This is a genomic window from Streptomyces sp. NPDC026672 (assembly GCF_040638185.1).
GTDB lineage: Bacteria > Actinomycetota > Actinomycetes > Streptomycetales > Streptomycetaceae > Streptomyces.
This window is the reverse complement of sequence record NZ_JBEZXS010000032.1, coordinates 15,443-30,467: the sequence shown is the minus strand read 5'-3', so window position 1 is coordinate 30,467 and position 15,025 is coordinate 15,443. Positions and strand designations below refer to the sequence as shown.

Annotated in this window: 15 protein-coding genes; 9 read left to right on the top strand and 6 right to left on the bottom strand. The window is 72.5% G+C overall.

Going from position 1 to position 15,025, the window contains the following annotated elements; genetic code table 11:
- Positions 1-72: 72 nt before the first annotated feature.
- The 3 genes from AB0F77_RS30640 to AB0F77_RS30630 form a co-directional block, all read right to left on the bottom strand.
- Positions 73-1,692, bottom strand: a complete 1,620-nt coding sequence (locus AB0F77_RS30640) for an ethanolamine ammonia-lyase reactivating factor EutA (RefSeq protein ID WP_361954944.1) — start codon at positions 1,690-1,692, stop codon at positions 73-75.
- 30 nt (positions 1,693-1,722) lie between these two features.
- Positions 1,723-2,856 (bottom strand): ethanolamine ammonia lyase-activating protein, encoded by a 1,134-nt coding sequence (locus AB0F77_RS30635; RefSeq protein WP_361954943.1) that lies wholly within the window; start codon positions 2,854-2,856, stop codon positions 1,723-1,725.
- A 97-nt stretch (positions 2,857-2,953) separates the two neighbouring features.
- Positions 2,954-3,727 (bottom strand): 2,3-bisphosphoglycerate-dependent phosphoglycerate mutase, encoded by a 774-nt coding sequence (locus AB0F77_RS30630; RefSeq protein ID WP_361954942.1) that lies wholly within the window; start codon positions 3,725-3,727, stop codon positions 2,954-2,956.
- Positions 3,728-3,876: 149 nt separating this feature from the next.
- Here AB0F77_RS30630 and AB0F77_RS30625 point away from each other — a divergent pair, with 149 nt between their 5' ends.
- The 5 genes from AB0F77_RS30625 to AB0F77_RS30605 all read left to right on the top strand — a co-directional run bounded on the left by AB0F77_RS30625 (position 3,877) and on the right by AB0F77_RS30605 (position 8,234).
- A complete protein-coding gene (locus tag AB0F77_RS30625) occupies positions 3,877-4,191 on the top strand; it encodes a 2Fe-2S iron-sulfur cluster-binding protein (RefSeq protein ID WP_361954997.1) in 315 nt (104 codons plus the stop codon).
- A gap of 77 nt (positions 4,192-4,268) precedes the next feature.
- Positions 4,269-5,555: a Rieske 2Fe-2S domain-containing protein gene (locus AB0F77_RS30620; protein ID WP_361954941.1), complete on the top strand. Its 1,287-nt coding sequence runs from the start codon at positions 4,269-4,271 to the stop codon at positions 5,553-5,555.
- A 1-nt stretch (position 5,556) separates the two neighbouring features.
- Positions 5,557-6,450 (top strand): hypothetical protein, encoded by an 894-nt coding sequence (locus tag AB0F77_RS30615; protein ID WP_361954940.1) that lies wholly within the window; start codon positions 5,557-5,559, stop codon positions 6,448-6,450.
- A 16-nt stretch (positions 6,451-6,466) separates the two neighbouring features.
- The gene (locus AB0F77_RS30610) at positions 6,467-7,300 is read left to right on the top strand and encodes a 3-methyl-2-oxobutanoate hydroxymethyltransferase (protein ID WP_361954939.1); all 834 of its coding nucleotides are present in this window, start codon (positions 6,467-6,469) and stop codon (positions 7,298-7,300) included.
- A gap of 82 nt (positions 7,301-7,382) precedes the next feature.
- Complete coding sequence (locus AB0F77_RS30605) at positions 7,383-8,234, top strand: alpha/beta hydrolase (RefSeq protein WP_361954938.1); 852 nt, start codon at positions 7,383-7,385, stop codon at positions 8,232-8,234.
- A gap of 96 nt (positions 8,235-8,330) precedes the next feature.
- Here the strand turns inward: AB0F77_RS30605 and AB0F77_RS30600 are convergent, their stop codons facing one another.
- Together AB0F77_RS30600 and AB0F77_RS30595 are read right to left on the bottom strand one after the other, a co-directional pair.
- Positions 8,331-8,783 (bottom strand): RpiB/LacA/LacB family sugar-phosphate isomerase, encoded by a 453-nt coding sequence (locus AB0F77_RS30600; RefSeq protein WP_361954937.1) that lies wholly within the window; start codon positions 8,781-8,783, stop codon positions 8,331-8,333.
- Positions 8,784-8,812: 29 nt separating this feature from the next.
- The gene (locus AB0F77_RS30595; protein WP_361954936.1) at positions 8,813-9,736 is read right to left on the bottom strand and encodes an ABC transporter substrate-binding protein; all 924 of its coding nucleotides are present in this window, start codon (positions 9,734-9,736) and stop codon (positions 8,813-8,815) included.
- A 104-nt stretch (positions 9,737-9,840) separates the two neighbouring features.
- Here AB0F77_RS30595 and AB0F77_RS30590 point away from each other — a divergent pair, with 104 nt between their 5' ends.
- The 4 genes from AB0F77_RS30590 to AB0F77_RS30575 are packed head-to-tail and all read left to right on the top strand — an operon-like array spanning position 9,841 to position 13,653.
- The gene (locus AB0F77_RS30590; RefSeq protein ID WP_361954935.1) at positions 9,841-10,956 is read left to right on the top strand and encodes a zinc-binding dehydrogenase; all 1,116 of its coding nucleotides are present in this window, start codon (positions 9,841-9,843) and stop codon (positions 10,954-10,956) included.
- Positions 10,953-11,648 carry a 4-carboxy-4-hydroxy-2-oxoadipate aldolase/oxaloacetate decarboxylase gene (locus AB0F77_RS30585; protein WP_361954934.1) on the top strand — a complete coding sequence of 232 codons (696 nt, stop codon included), beginning with the start codon at positions 10,953-10,955 and terminating at the stop codon, positions 11,646-11,648. Before AB0F77_RS30590 ends, AB0F77_RS30585 begins: the two co-directional genes overlap by 4 nt.
- On the top strand, positions 11,638-12,660 hold the full coding sequence (locus tag AB0F77_RS30580) for an amidohydrolase family protein (protein WP_361954933.1): 1,023 nt from the start codon (positions 11,638-11,640) through the stop codon (positions 12,658-12,660). Before AB0F77_RS30585 ends, AB0F77_RS30580 begins: the two co-directional genes overlap by 11 nt.
- A 3-nt stretch (positions 12,661-12,663) precedes the next feature.
- Complete coding sequence (locus AB0F77_RS30575) at positions 12,664-13,653, top strand: ABC transporter substrate-binding protein (protein WP_361954932.1); 990 nt, start codon at positions 12,664-12,666, stop codon at positions 13,651-13,653.
- A 73-nt stretch (positions 13,654-13,726) separates the two neighbouring features.
- Here AB0F77_RS30575 and AB0F77_RS30570 read toward each other — a convergent pair whose 3' ends face one another.
- A complete protein-coding gene (locus tag AB0F77_RS30570) occupies positions 13,727-14,989 on the bottom strand; it encodes an FAD-dependent oxidoreductase (protein WP_361954931.1) in 1,263 nt (420 codons plus the stop codon).
- Positions 14,990-15,025 lie beyond the last annotated feature (36 nt).

Genomic DNA, 15,025 nt, shown 5'->3' with positions numbered 1-15,025 from the left:
CAGGAACGGTCTTATGGTCTAACCACGGGACGAGAGATTTACCCTATCGTTACGGGGTGGGGTCGCCCGGGTTCACAGTTGTGGTGCGTGTGCCGACTCCGGCGGGGCCGCGTCCCCGTCGGGATCGAGCCCGAAGACGAGCGACTTGATCGTCACCGGCACGGTGTTCGACGGATGCCGCAGCCGGCCGATGTCGACGTAGTCGAAGTCCCGCAGCCCGATCCCGTCGATGACGAGGAGCTCCACGCCGACGTCCAGCTCCTCGCGCAGGAGCCGGCCGAGCGTGAGCGCCACGTCGCCGTCGAGCACCACGTACAGGGGTCTGCCGAGCGCGGTCCGTTCGGCCACGGCGTCGCGCACGCCGCGGGCGAACGGCAGCAGCCGCTCGTGACTCGGCAGACCGCTCCACGTGAGCGCCAGGACCACGTCCTCCTCCGGCCGCGTGGCCACGTCCAGCGCGACCAGCCGCCCGCGCACCGCCCGTTCGACCGCCTCCGCGTCGACCGCCTCGCCGAGTTCGTAGAGGGGGCGGACGACCTGGAGGCTGCGCCGCGGCAGCAGCGCGCCCGGATCGGTGATGAAGCCCGTGTTCCCGCTGAGCTGCACGCTGTACTCCGAGGCGCCCAGCGCGGTCGCCCGGATGCACTCGCCGGCCGGCAGCAGCCGGAAGGGCAGCGCGCCCCCGTCCACGCGCCGCCGCAGCGCGTGGCCGAGCCGGCGGCCGAGGTCGCCGAAGTCCCGCTCCTCGCGGCCGTACACGTACTCCGCGACCCCGCCCGAGAACATCACCCCGTCGATCCCGTCGAGGCCGGGCAGCGGGTCGGTGAGGTACAGGGAGCGGACGTCCTCGGGCGGCGGCCCGGCGGTGACCGCGGCCACCAGGGCGTCGGCCATCGCCTCCGCCACCCGGTCCAGTTCGGCGCCGTGCGCGGTGTCCCCGGTCTTCCAGGCGAACCCGGCGCGGGCCGCGTGCGCGGCGCCCGCCGGGTCGAGCCGGACGATGCGGCCCGCGCCGTCCACCACCTGGAGCCGGCCGCCGACGTGCACCGCGGCGGTCGCCGTCACCCGGCCCTCGTCCAGCACGGCGAGCTTGGTGGTGCCGCCGCCGATGTCCACGTTGAGGATGCGGCGCCCGGTGTCGTACGAGGTCTTCGCCGCACCCGATCCGTACGCCGCGAGCATCGCCTCCATGTGGTGCCCGGCGCTCGCGTTGACCAGCTCGCCGCCGCGCTCGGCGAGGACGCCGGCGATCGCCTCGGCGTTGCGGCGGCGCAGCGCCTCACCGGTGAGGATGACGACACCGGTGTCCACGTCGGCCGGGTCCACGGCCGCCGCGTGGTAGGCGGTGTCGACGATCGTGCCGAGCGCCGCCGCGTCGATGTACTCGTCGTCGGTGTACGGCGTGAGCTCGACGGGCGAGCGGTGCAGCGTCTCGCGGCGCACCACGATGTAGCGGCTCGTCAGGTCCTCGCCGATGCGCCGCAGGTGCAGGCGAGAGAAGACGACCTGGGTGCCGGAGGAACCGATGTCCATCCCGACGCTGCGCAGCGTGACGTTGTCCTGCCGCCAGATCGGGTTGTCCTCCAGCGCCTCGGGCGCCTCGTCGTCGTGGATGTGGTCGTGGTCGGGGACGTACGCCGAGTACACCGTGCGCACCCCGTGGTCATGGCTGTCTCCGTCGGCGTGCCGCACGGTCCCGCTCCTTACGGACGTCGACTGGGGTCAGGCGGTGGCGGACTGGTCCGGCTTCGGCGGGAGCGTGGCCAGCTCCGCCTCGTAGACCGCGTCCATCCGGGGTTCCATCCCGTGCTTGGCCAGGGCGTCACGGAACGTCTCGCGCACGTACGGCGACTCGTCGGCGTAGTCGATCTGGTCGCCGCCGATGCGCCGGCTGATCCACGCCTTGGGCACGCCCTGGGCGTTGCGCACCGACACCACCTCGTGCTTGAAGGCGAGGTAGCGCCCCGGCTCCGCACCGGTGTTGAAGTGCTGGTGGAACCACATGTTGGGCGGCACGATCAGGGTGCCGGGGCCCCACTCGTAGCGGCGCGGCTCCTCGCCCTCCGGCCACATCAGGCTGTAGCCCTCGCCGGAGAGGATGATCACGTGGGCGCCCGGTCCGTGCCGGTGGCCCTTCTTGTACGTGGCCGTCGGGAACTGGGAGATGTGGCTGTTCATCGAGCCCTTGGCCATCGCGAAGCGGATGTGGCCGCCGCCCGCGCCGCGCTCCTTCGCCTCGATCAGCGGCAGGTTGACCGCGTCCGCCACGAAGTTGGTGTCGAGCAGCAGACCCTTCTGCTCACCCCTGGGGGCGAAGTAGTCGGGCTCGCCGTCGAAGCGGTCCGGGAAGTCGTGCGGGGTGTTGAACACGAACTCCGGGTCGTCGTAGAGGTTGATGACCGGCGGCATGTTCGTCGAGGAGACGAACCGCGCGGCCTTCTTGCCCGAGCCGTTGAAGTGCTGGTGGTGGGCGTTGAGCGGGATCGCGAACATGGAGCCCGCCTGCCACTCGAAGGTGACCGAGGCACCGGCGTCGTTCCACACCCGCGTGGAGCCCTGGCCTTCGAGGATCAGCACCATCTCCTCGAACAGCTGCCGCTGCGGGGCGAGTTTACCGCCCGCCGGGATCTCGCACACGTAGCAGTCGTTGGAGGTGCGGGTGGCCTCGTGGTTGATGAACACCCCGCGGCCGCCTCGCCGTTCCCACGGCTTCAGCTCCACGGTGCGCAGATCGGGCACGTAGTGGGCGGCGATGATGTCCAGCCCTTCCGCGGCGACCCAGCGGGTGTACGGGGATTCCTTCTCCGTGGCGAACTTCGCCGCCAGGGAGTCGTTGACAATCGCGTCCTTGGCCATTCGGTGGCCCTTCCTGGTCGGCTCGGGTGACACGACCTGCGCTGACAGGTGTCGGGGTGGTGGATTGGTAGAACCATAAGTCCACCACCATGGGGCGTCAACGAGTCGTACGTGAGGATCGATGACCTTCGTCCGCGACCTCGGCCGCCGCCGCCCGGGCCGCCTTCGGGTCGAGGTAGCGCCCGCCCCGCACCCGCGGCACGAGGCGGTCGTCGAGGTCGTACACGAGGGGCATGGCCGTGGGGATGTCCAGGTGGAGCAGTTCGTCCCGCCCGAGTCCGTCCAGGTGGGCCACCAGGGCCCGCAGCGAGTTGCTGTGCGCCACGACCAGCACGGTGTTGCCCGCGCGCAGACCGGGGGCGATCCGGTCGTGCCAGTACGGCAGCAGCCGCGCCGTCACGTCCGCCAGCGACTCGGTGCGGGGCAGCAGTGCGCGCGGCACGCCCGCGTACGCCGCCCCGTCCGCGGCGACGCCCGCGACGTCGTCCGGGGCGTCCTCGGCCGGCGGCGGGGCCGCGTCGTACGAACGCCGCCACAGCCGGAACCGCTCCTCGCCGTACTCCCGCAGCACCTCGCTCTTCTCCCGGCCCGTGAGGGCGCCGTAGTGCCGCTCGTTCAGCCGCCAGTCCGCCGTCACGGGGACGCCGGTGAGGCCGGCCGCCTCCAGGGCGAGGGCGCAGCTGCGCACGGCCCGGGTGAGGGCCGAGGTGTGCGCCGCGACGGGCGTGAGGCCGGCGGCGCGCAGCAGCTGGCCGCCGCGGCGGGCCTGCTGCTCGCCCCAGGGGGTCAGGCCGACGTCCGTCCAGCCGGTGAACAGGTTGCGGGCGTTCCACGCGCTCTCGCCGTGGCGCAACAGGATCAACGTTCGCATGCGGCCGATTGTGACCCCGTGTCCCGTCTCTTGTTCAGTGTTCGAAGATTCTGGTCTAATGGACAGACCACCGAACGGACGGTGCCTGACGGCGTACCCGTTCGCAGTGGATTCCGCCGATCGCGAGAGGAACAGGGACCTTGCCCAAGGTGATCTTCGTCGGCAGTGACGGTCCCGAATACACCGTCGATGCGACGGTCGGGGACTCGGTCATGGCGGCCGCCGTGAAGAACGGCGTGCCCGGGATCGTCGCGGAGTGCGGCGGCAACCAGTCCTGCGCCACCTGCCACGTGTGGGTGCGCGAGGAGTTCGCGCCGCTCGTCGGACCGCCCGGCGACATGGAGGACGACCTGCTCGACCTGGCCGTGGCCGAGCGGCGCGACACCAGTCGGCTGTCCTGCCAGATCCGCGTCACGCAGGAACTCGGCGGGCTCACCGTCGACATTCCCCCGGACCAGCCCTGACCGTCCCCCTCCGCACCCCCGCTCAGCAGCGAAGCGCACGACCCGCCGGAGGGTCAGTACCTGAAAGGGAAACGGCTGTGCTCAGAAAAGACATCAACGAGCTGCTCACCCAGACCGGGCCGGGGACGCCGATGGGCGAACTGTTCCGGCAGTACTGGGTCCCGGCGCTGCTCGCCGAGGAACTCCCCGAGAACGACTGCCCGCCCGTCCGCGTGAAACTCCTGTCCGAACGCATGGTCGCCTTCCGCGACAGCGAGGGACGCTACGGACTGGTCGACGAGTTCTGCGCCCACCGCGGTGCCTCCCTCTGGTTCGGCCGCAACGAGGGCTCCGGCCTGCGCTGCCCGTACCACGGCTGGAAGTACGACGTCACCGGCCAGTGCATCGAGGTCCCCTCGGAGTCCGACAACAGCAGCTTCTGCCAGAACGTCCAGCTCACCTCGTACCCGCTGGTGCGCATCGGTGACGTGCTGTGGACCTACATGGGCGACAAGGCCACCCAGCCGCCGCTGCCCGAGTTCGAGTGGGTCCACGTCGCGCCGGAGCAGACCTACACCTCCAAGCGCTGGCAGCAGTGCAACTGGCTCCAGGCGTTCGAGGGCGGCATCGACTCCAGCCACGTCACCTTCCTGCACTCGGGCGGCCTCAAGACCGACCCGCTGTTCAAGGGTGCCAAGGGCAACGAGTACAACCTCAACGACACCAAGCCCTTCTTCGAGGTCGCCGACAGCGACGGCGGGCTGTTCGTCGGGGCCCGGCGCAACGCCGAGGAGGGCAACTACTACTGGCGGATCACGCCGTGGGTGATGCCCGCGTTCACCATGGTCCCGCCGCGCGGCGACCACCCGGTGCACGGACACTTCTGGGTGCCGATCGACGACGAGAACTGCTGGACGTACTCCTTCGACTACCACCCGGTGCGCGCGCTCACCGAGACCGAGCGGCAGGCCATGATCGACGGTCACGGCGTGCACAGCAAGAACATCCCGGGCACCTTCCGGCCGATGGCCAACATGGACAACGACTACCTGATCGACCGTGAGGCGCAGAAGCGCGGCGAGACCTACTCCGGCGTGGCCGGCATCGCCATGCAGGACGCCTCGCTCCAGGAGAGCATGGGTCCGATCGTCGACCGCAGCAAGGAACGGCTGGTGCCCGCCGACAGCGGGATCATCAAGGCCCGCCAGAAGCTGCGCAAGGCCGCGATCGCGCTGCGGGACGAGGGGGCCACGCCCCCCGGTGTGGACCCGGTGCACCACCGGGTGCGGTCCGCGGCCGTGGTGCTGCCGCAGGCCGAGTCGTTCCTCGACTCCTGCCGCGACGCGGTCAAGGTGACCCCCGGCGTCCCGCAGTCCTCGGTGTGACATGACGACAGTGATCAGACAGCTCAGCGAGAGCGCCCGCGCGGCCTCGGCGAGCGAGTCCCGGTTCCGCATCGACGTCCCGATCGTCCCGGCCCGCGCGGCCGGGGTCGTCGCCCTGGACGACCGGGCGGCGGCGGTCGCCCGCCGGCTCGCCGAACGCCCGTGGGCCCACGCCCGGTTCTTCACCAGCGGCCCCGACGGCCGCCTGCACCGCCTGGCGGGCGCGGCGGCCCCCCTGCCCGAGACACTGCGGGTACCCCCCGACGTGTCCTCGGCCCTGCCCCCGGGCGAGGGGCCGCACGTGCCGGAGGCCGGGGCGCCCGCCGGGTCCACGGACCCGGCGCGGGGCCGTCCCACCGGGGCGCCTCCGGGCGCCGGGGCGGGCACGGCCGACGAGGGCGCGCCGGGCCGGGAGGCGGCCGGGGCGGTCGGCCTGCCGGACGGGTCCCCGGACACGGCGCCGGGGCGGACCGGGACGGGGACGGACCGGCGCACGGTCGCGGCCGACGGCGGGGTGCCGGCCGGGGCCACGGCCGACGTGTCCGGCGCGGAGTCCGCGGTGGCTCCGGGCCGGGGGCCGGGACCGGCCCCCGGCGGGAACCCGGTGCCCGGCGAAGGGGGCGGAGCCGCCGGTGGCCCCGGTGTCCCGCTCGACGACGCCCTCTCCGGCAGTGACGTGGTGGTCGTCCTGGCCACCGAGGACGGCGGGCGCGAAGCGGCCGCCGCCATCGGGCGGTTCTGCGGCCGGCGGGGGATCACCACCGCGGGCGTGGTCCTCGGCGACGGCTTCGAGGCGGACGACGCGGTGGCCGCCCTGCGGCCCTACGCCCGTGTCCTGCTGCTGTCGGCCGACGAGAGCGACGCCTTCGAACTGCTCACCGCGCTCAGGGTCTAGGAGGAACAGGAACCCCATGTCCGAGAAGGTCACACTGCGCGGGCTGCGGCGCATGAAGGACGAGGGACGCAAGATCGCCGGCGTCGTCGCCTGGGACTACCAGATGGCCCGCATCGCGGACCGCGCCGGCGTCGACCTCGTCTCCGTCGGCGACACCGTGGGCGTCAACCTCTGGGGCCACGCCAATCCGTTCGAGGTCACGATGGACCAGATGGTCGTCGTGGCCCAGGCGGTACGGCGGGGCGTCCGGCGGGCCCTGGTCAGCGTCGACTTCCCGTTCGGCCCGCTCCAGGAGGGCACCGACAGCGCGGTGCGCGCCGCGATCCGTTTCGTCAAGGAGTCGGGCGCCGACCTGGTCAAGCTGGACGCGGCCGCCGACTTCCCCGAGGCCGTCGAGGCGATCACCCGCGCGGGCATCCCGGTGTTCGCGCAGTTCGGGATCACCCCGCAGACGGCGCTGCGCTACGGCGTGGAGTACAACGCCGTGCCCACCGCCGCCGACCAGGTGCCGGTGGAGATGCGGGACGCCATGGTCGCCGAGGCCAAGCGTCTGGAGGAGGCCGGCGCCGCGCTGCTGAACTTCACCAACTCCGGTCCGGTGGTGGGTGCGGCCGTCGCCGCGGCGGTCTCCGTCCCGGTGGTCGGCGGCTTCGGCGGCGGCCCCTGGCTGGACGGCCGGATGCGCATGGCCCACGCGGCCATCGGCTACGCGGCGAGCGCGATCGACAACCCGCCGGACACCTACGCCAACGTCGCCCGCACCACCCTCGACGCCCTCACGGCGTACACCGAGGACGTCCGGGCGGCCCGCCAGATAGCCGGCGGCGTCCCGGTCCCTCCCACGCCCTGACCCCGGGCCGGCCCCGGCCCGGTCCCGCCCGTCGTACCGCGCGCCCGCGCGCGCCACCGTGACAGAGAAAGGGGTACGCATCGTGCCCACCGCCGTCGTCGACGGAATCCCGACCCGGTACGAGGTCGCCGGGTCGGGTCCGCCGCTGCTGATGTTCTCGCCCGGCGGGTTCGACTCCAGCCTGGAGAGCTGGCGGACGGTGGGCGTCTACCGGCGTCTGCGCCTGCTGGACCACCTCACCCGGCACTTCACCTGCGTCACCTTCGACCGGCGCGAGTCCGGCCGGTCCGGGGGGCGCCTGGAGCGGATCTCCTGGGCGGACTACGTCCGGCAGGGCGTCGGACTGCTCGACCACCTCGGCATGGAGCGCGCCCATCTGATGGGCGGCTGCGTCGGCTGCTCCACGGTGGCCGCCATGGCCGTCGCCCACCCCGAGCGGGTGCTGAGCATGGTCCTGTACTCGCCCGCGGGCGGCGTCCGCTACCGGGTGAAGCAGCACGAACGGTTCCGCCACCACCTGGTGTACGCCGACGAGCACGGCCTCGGGCAGGTCGTCGAGCTCGCCCGCGGCACCGACGCCGGCTTCACCAAGGACCCCCGCGTCGGACCCTGGGCCCCGCTCCTGCGCACGGACGCCGATTTCGCCGACGCCTACGCCCGCACCGACCCCGACCGCTACCGCGCCCTGGTCACCGGCACGGCACGCCTGCTGTTCGACCGGGACACGGTGCCGGGTCCCGAACCGGAGGACCTGCTCGCTCTCGACGTACCCGCGCTGATCGTGCCCGGACAGGACACCTCGCACGCCCCGTCGGCCGCGCGCTACCTCCAGGAGTGCCTGCCGCGCACCGAGTACTGGGACGTACCGGTGGCCGAGCAGACGGAGGAGACCGCTCCGGCGAGGATCCTCGACTTCCTCACCCGGGCGGTGTGACGGCCGGGAGAGACGGGGACATGACGCGGGGCGCGGCCGTGAGGGGAGACACGGCCGCGCCCCTGCTTTCCTTACGGGAGCGGCCCCCCGCGGGGTTCACGCCCGTGCCGCGTTCCGCTCCAACTCCTCGATCTGGCGCAGCCGCCGGGCGTGCACCCCGCCCTTGAACGGAGTGGTGAGCCAGGTCCCGAGGATCTCCTCGGCCCGCTCGGGCGCGAGCACCTTCGCCGCCAGCACGAGCACGTTGGAGTCGTTGTTGCCCCGGGAGATCTCCGTGCTCCAGACGTCGTGGCAGAGCCCGGCGCGGATGCCGGGCACCTTGTTGCAGGCGATGGTCTCGCCGAGTCCGCTGCCGCCGAGCACGATCCCCCGGTCGGCCGTCCCCCCGACCACCCGCCGGCACACGTCCGCGCACAGCGGCGGGTAGTCGACCGTCTCGTCGGTGTGGGCGCCCAGGTCCTCCACGGTGTGCCCGCGCTCGGTCAGCCAGCCGGTGAGCCGGGCCTTGAGGGCGAAGCCGTTGTGGTCGGCGGCGATGACGATGCGCATACGGGCTCCTTCGGTCGGGTCGGGGCGCGTCAGGCGGTGAGCGAGCGGGTGGCCGGGGCGAACAACTCGTCCACGGACGGCGCCCGTTCGACGATCCGCTGGTCGACGGCGTGCCGCAGCAGCCGTTCCAGGACGGCACGGTTCGGCTCGATGCCGTACGGCAGCGGATCGGCGCCCGTGACCTCCATGACCCGCCGGTACATCTCGTCGGTGGCGGTGGGGTTCTCGATGCTCCCGGCGCGCAGCCGGTCCACGTACAGCTGCTTGGCGCGGGCGAAGGCGTCGAACACGTCGGCCGCCAGCTCGGGCCGCTCGTCCAGGAGTTCGTCGCGGACCACGACGAGGTGGTTGATCGGGTAGAGGCCGCTGTCGCGCAGCGCGGCGAAGCCGGCGGCCACCGGGTCCGGGATCAGTGGGGCGAGCGCCGCGGACTTGGGCGGCGGCCCGATCGTCGCGGCCAGTTCGCCCGAGGCGACCATGTCCTCCAGCGACGCGCCGGGCGGCGCGGACTCGACGCCCGCGGGCGGCCGGAACGCGGCGACGTGCTCGTCGCCGGACAGCACCCAGGTGACCTTGCCGAGGTCGACGCCGTACTCCTCCTGGAGCACGGCGCGTGCCCAGACGCCCGTGGTCACCGTGTAGCCGCGGCTCACGCCCACCCGGCGTCCTTCGAGGTCCTTGGGCTCGCGCACGTCGGACGACGGGTCGTGGAAGACCGCGCCGTGGTGGAAGCCGCGCACCAGGAAGGCCGGTACGGCGGTGAACCGCACGCCGTGGGCCCTGGCGACCACGTAGGTGGTCAGGGCCATCTCGCTGACGTCGAACTCCAGCCCTCGCACCATGCGCCGGAACGCCTGGACGAGGACGGGCACTTCCTCGAACGCGAAGCGGAAGCCGTGGGGAGTCACCTCCCCGGTCTTCAGGGCCTCGTTGTCGCCCTGGGTGCGGGTCACTGTCCGGAGTCGAGGTATGACCATGCTCGAAAGGTAGCATGGTCAGTCCATAAGTCCATACACTGCGCTACGGCCGACTGACCCCAACGTGAGGAGACGACGTCATGGCGGAGCACGTGCTGGCGGCGGTGCGTACGGCACCCGGCCGGACCGAGCTGCGGGAGTTCCCGATGCCGGACATACCCGACGACGGAGCCCTGCTGAAGGTCGAGGTCGCCGGGATCTGCGGCACGGACGTGAAGATGTACGGCAAACCCCCCTTCGCCGATCCGGTGATCATGGGACACGAGAACGTCGGCGTCATCGCGAAGGCCGGCCGCACCTTCACCGAGCGCAAGGGCCTCGCCGAGGGTGACCGGATCTTCGTCGAGCACTACGTCGGCTGCTACCGCTGCGAGTGGTGCCACCGGGGCGAGTACCGCCACTGCGAGGCCACCGACTGGCGCACCAACCCCGACGCCCGGCGCTACGGCTACACCTCGGCGGAGAACCCGTACCACCTGTGGGGCGGCTTCGCGCAGTACCTCTACCTCCCCTGGAACTCCGTGACCCACCGGGTGCCCGACGGCGTCTCGGCCGAACTCGCCGGCCTGGTCACCCCGTTGTCGAACGGCATCGAGTGGGCGCTGGTCACGGCCGGGGTCGGCTACGCCTCCACGGTCCTGATCCAGGGCCCCGGACAGCAGGGCCTGTCCCAGGTCGTCGCCTGCAAGCAGGCCGGCGCCTCCCTGATCATCGTCACCGGCACCACCAAGGACGCCGCCCGGCTGTCCCTGGCGAAGGAACTGGGCGCCGACCACGTCGTCGACGTGACCCAGGAGGACGCCCTCACCCGCGTCCTGGACCTCACCGGCGGACGCGGCGTGGACGTCGTCCTCGACTGCACGGCCGGCGCCGGGACCGCACCGGTGCTGCTCGGCATCGACGCCCTCAAGCGACGCGAGGGCACCATGGTCGTCCAGGGCGAACTCGCCGCCTTCCCCGACTTCCCGCTGAAGAAGCTCACCGAGAAGTCCATCGCCCTCAAGAGCGCCCGCGGCCACAGCTACCGCGCCTGCGAACTCGCCCTCGAACAGCTCGCGTCGGGCCGCTTCCCGCTGGAGAAGCTCAGCACCCACAGCTTCCCGCTCGCCGAGGCCGACCGTGCCATCCGCACCGTCGGCGGCGAGAGCGGCGAGGACGCCGTCCACGTCTCCCTGCTGCCCTGGGCGGCGGCATGAGCATCGTCGTCCGCAACCCCCGCCGCGCCGACCGCGCGCTCGTCGACGGCCTCGCCGCGTTCGGCGTCGCCACCGTCCACGAGGCCCAGGGCCGCACCGGGCTCGTCGACCCCGCGCTGCGCCCCGTCTGGTCCGGCGCCCGCATCGCCGGCACCGCCGTCACCGTGAGCGTGCCGCCCGGCGACAACTGGATGCTGCACGTCGCCGTCGAGCAGTGCCGCGACGGGGACGTCCTCGTGGTCGCCCCCACCTCCCCGTCCGAGGCCGGGTACTTCGGCGACCTGATCGCCACCGCCGTCGCCGCGCGCGGTGTGCGCGGATTGATCATCGACGCCGGCTGCCGCGACGTCGCCGACCTGCGCCGCATGGGCTTCCCCGTGTGGGCGCGGCACATCAGCGCCTTCGGCACCGTCAAGGAGACGCTGGGCGACGTCAACGTGCCCCTCGTGTGCGGCGGTCAGCACGTCGTCCCGGGCGACGTGATCGTGGCCGACGACGACGGCGCCGTGGTCGTGCCGCGCGCCGACGCCGCCACGGTGCTCGCCGCGGCCCGCGCCCGCGAGGAGAAGGAGGCCGCGAGCCGCAAGCGCTACGCGAGCGGCGAACTCAGCCTCGACGTCAACACGATGCGCGAGCGCCTCGCACGCAAGGGGCTCACCTACGTCGACCAGGAGCCGGCCGATGATCATTGACATCCACGGCCACTACACCACCACCCCGCCCCCGCACCAGGCGTACCGGGACGCCCAGTTGGCCCGTCTGACGGACCCCTCGAAGCCGGCGCCGCCGCCCGCGGACATCGGTGACGACGCGATCCGCGAGAGCGTCGAGAACAACCAGCTCAAGCTGTTGCGCGAGCGCGGCGGCGACCTGATGCTCTTCTCCCCGAAGGCGTCCGGCATGGAGCACCACGTGCCCGACCCCGCCACCGCCCGCGACTGGGCCCGCGCGAGCAACGACCTCGTGCACCGCGTCGTCGGACTGTTCCCCGAGCACTTCGCCGCGGTCTGCCAGCTCCCGCAGACCCCGGGCGGGTCCCTGGACGACAGCGTCGCCGAACTGCGCCGCTGCGTGGGGGAGCTGGGCTTCGTCGGCTGCAACCTCAACCCGGACCCCTCGGGCGGCCACTGGACCTCGCCGCCGCTGACCGACCCGTACTGGTTCCCGCTGTACGAGGCGATGACCGAGCTGGACGTCCCGGCCATGGTGCACGTCTCGACGTCCTGCAACCCGAACTTCCACACCCTCGGCGCCCACTACCTCAACGCCGACACCTCGGTGTTCATGCAGTTCGTCCAGTCCGACCTCTTCGACCGCTTCCCGGACCTGCGCCTCGTGATCCCGCACGGCGGCGGCGCCGTCCCCTACCACTGGGGCCGCTACCGGGGCCTCGCCGTGCGCATGGGCCGCCCCGACCCGGGCCGGCTCCTCGGGCGCAACGTCTTCTTCGACACTTGTGTGTACCACCAGCCCGGCATCGACCTGCTCCACCGGGTCGCCGGCGCCGACACCCTCCTGTTCGCCTCCGAGATGCTGGGTGCCGTCCGCGGCGTGGACCCGGACACCGGCATCGCCTGGGACGACACCAAGCAGTACCTCGACCGGGCCGGACTCACCGACACGGAGCGGCAGAAGGTCTTCGAGGCCAACGCCCGCCGTGTCTACCCCCGTCTGGACGCCCGGCTGACCGCGGAAGGCAGGTAGCCCATGGCCCGACTGCACCTCACGTTCGCCTGCGGCGACTACGACCGCACCCGCGCCCTCGCGGAGGAGACCGTCCGCCCCGACGGCATCGACCTCACCTATCTGCGGCTGCCCGTCGAGGAGACCTTCTTCCGGATGATGCGCCACCAGGAGTTCGAGGTGGCGGAGATGTCGCTGTCCTCGTACGTCCTGTCGCTGCGCGCCGATCCCGCGCCCTTCGTGGCGCTGCCCGTGTTCACCTCGCGCATGTTCCGGCACGGCTCGCTCTACTGCCACGCCGACTCCGGGATCACGAGGCCCGAGGACCTGCGCGGCAAACGGATCGGCACCCCCGAGTTCCAGCTCACCGCGTGCGTGTGGATGCGCGGCATCCTCGCCGACCGGCACGACGTGCCCGTGGACTCCGTCAGTTACCTCACCGGCGGGCAGGAGACCCCCGGGCGGATCGAGAAGGCGGGCGTCGACCTGCCCGGCCTGAGCGTCACCCGCATCCCGGAGGACCGCACCCTCGCCGAGATGCTGGCCGAGGGCGAGATCGACGCCCTGTGCACCCCCCGGGTGCCCAGCCCGTTCGCCGCCGGCGACCCGCGGGTGCGCCGGGTGTTCCCGGACGTCGTGGCCGCCGAGAAGGAGTACTACGCGGCGACCGGCATCTTCCCGATGATGCACGTCGTGGTGATCCGCCGGGACGTCTACGACCGCCACCCCTGGGTCGCGCAGTCCCTCTACAAGGCCCTGGTCACCGCCCGGGACCTCGCCTACGACAACCTGTACGACACCTCGGCCCTGCGCTTCATGCTGCCCTGGCTCACCCCCCAGCTGGAGGAGGCCCGCGCCCTGCTGGGCCGCGACTACTGGTCCTACGGCGTCGAGGGCAACCGCGACGCGCTCACCACGTTCCTGCGCTACCACCACGAACAGGGCCTGTCCGGGAAGCTGCGGCAGCCCGAGGAACTGTTCGCGCCCGAGTCCCTGGAGTCGGCCGTCATCTGACGGTGCCCCGATGTGCCGGTGGCCCGGTGGACGATCGTCCACCGGGCCACCGGCACATCGGCGGGCCCGTACGTCAGCCGGAGGTCACCGCGTTCGGGCGGGCGGCCAGCAGGGACTTCAGCGGGACGGCGGGATCGGCGGCCGCGTCGGCCGGGAGGTCCGCCCCGTCGGTGAGGGCCTTGCGCACGGCCATGTAGTCGGCGGGGCTGTTCACGGCGTCGACCGCCAGCAGCCGTCCCTCGCGGTAGTAGAGGACGGAGAACCGCTCGCCGTCCGGGTCGCCGCGCAGCACATGGGTGTCGTAGCCGGTGGACAGGCCCGCGATCTGGAGCTTCAGATCGCCCTGGAAGGACCAGAACCAGGGCACGGCCGGTGCCGGTGCCGCCCTGCCGAGCAGGGCCGCCGCGGCGGCCGCGGCCTGGGCGACGGCGTTCTGCACGGACTCCAGCCGCACCCGCCCGAGCCCGGTCAGCGGATGCGGCTGGACGGTGCAGTCCCCGGCGGCGGTGACATGGGGATTGCTGGTGCGGGCCCGCGCGTCGACGACGATCCCGCCCTCGCACACGAGCCCGAGCTGTTCGGCGAGTTCGGTCCGCGGGACCACGCCGACGCCGACCAGGACGAGGTCGGCGGGCAGCGACGTGCCGTCGGCGAGCCGTACCGCCGTGACCCGGCCGCCCCGGCCGTCGAAGCCGGCGACGGCGGCCGACAGCAGCACGGTGGTGCCCCGGCGGCGGTGGGCCTGCCGGTAGAACTCGGAGACGACCGGCGCGACGGCCCGGGCGATGAGCCGGTCGGCCGCCTCCACCACGGTGACGTCCTTGCCGAGCGCGCGGGCGACCGCGGCGGCCTCCAGACCGATGAAACCGCCGCCCACCACCACGACCCGCGAGGCGGCACCGAGGCGGACCCGCAGGTCGAGGGCGTCGTCGCGGTCGCGCAGATAGCAGACGCCGTCCAGGTCGGCGCCTGGCACGGACAGCCGCCGGGCGCCCGCGCCGACGGTGAGCGCGAGGCGGTCGAACGGCAGCGCGCGCCCCGAGGCGGTCACCGCGGTGCCCTTTCCCGTTGCGGGGGAGAGCGACACGCCGGTGACACGCTCCCCGCTGACGAGGTCGATCCCCGCGTCGGCGTAGTAGGAGGGAGCGCGGAAGGCCAGGGAGTCGACGTCCGCCTCTCCGGCGAGGAACTCCTTGGACAGGGGAGGCCGCTGATACGGCGGATGGCTCTCCTCGCCCACCAGCGTGATCGGTTCCGTGTCCCCCAACTGTCGCAGGGAGACGGCCAGTTGGAGTCCGGCCTGGCTGGCGCCGACGATGAGCGTTCCGCTCGTCATGACGTGGCCCCTCTCGACCCTCATTAATGTCAGACC

Bases quoted from the DNA above. Each gene is read 5' to 3' on its own strand.
- AB0F77_RS30615 (WP_361954940.1), top strand. From the start codon at position 5,557: ATGACGACAGTGATCAGACAGCTCAGCGAGAGCGCCCGCGCGGCCTCG.
- AB0F77_RS30630 (WP_361954942.1), bottom strand. From the start codon at position 3,727: ATGCGAACGTTGATCCTGTTGCGCCACGGCGAGAGCGCGTGGAACGCC.
- AB0F77_RS30575 (WP_361954932.1), top strand. From the start codon at position 12,664: ATGGCCCGACTGCACCTCACGTTCGCCTGCGGCGACTACGACCGCACC.
- AB0F77_RS30600 (WP_361954937.1), bottom strand. From the start codon at position 8,783: ATGCGCATCGTCATCGCCGCCGACCACAACGGCTTCGCCCTCAAGGCC.
- AB0F77_RS30590 (WP_361954935.1), top strand. From the start codon at position 9,841: ATGGCGGAGCACGTGCTGGCGGCGGTGCGTACGGCACCCGGCCGGACC.
- AB0F77_RS30610 (WP_361954939.1), top strand. From the start codon at position 6,467: ATGTCCGAGAAGGTCACACTGCGCGGGCTGCGGCGCATGAAGGACGAG.
- AB0F77_RS30580 (WP_361954933.1), top strand. From the start codon at position 11,638: ATGATCATTGACATCCACGGCCACTACACCACCACCCCGCCCCCGCAC.
- AB0F77_RS30635 (WP_361954943.1), bottom strand. From the start codon at position 2,856: ATGGCCAAGGACGCGATTGTCAACGACTCCCTGGCGGCGAAGTTCGCC.
- AB0F77_RS30570 (WP_361954931.1), bottom strand. From the start codon at position 14,989: ATGACGAGCGGAACGCTCATCGTCGGCGCCAGCCAGGCCGGACTCCAA.
- AB0F77_RS30585 (WP_361954934.1), top strand. From the start codon at position 10,953: ATGAGCATCGTCGTCCGCAACCCCCGCCGCGCCGACCGCGCGCTCGTC.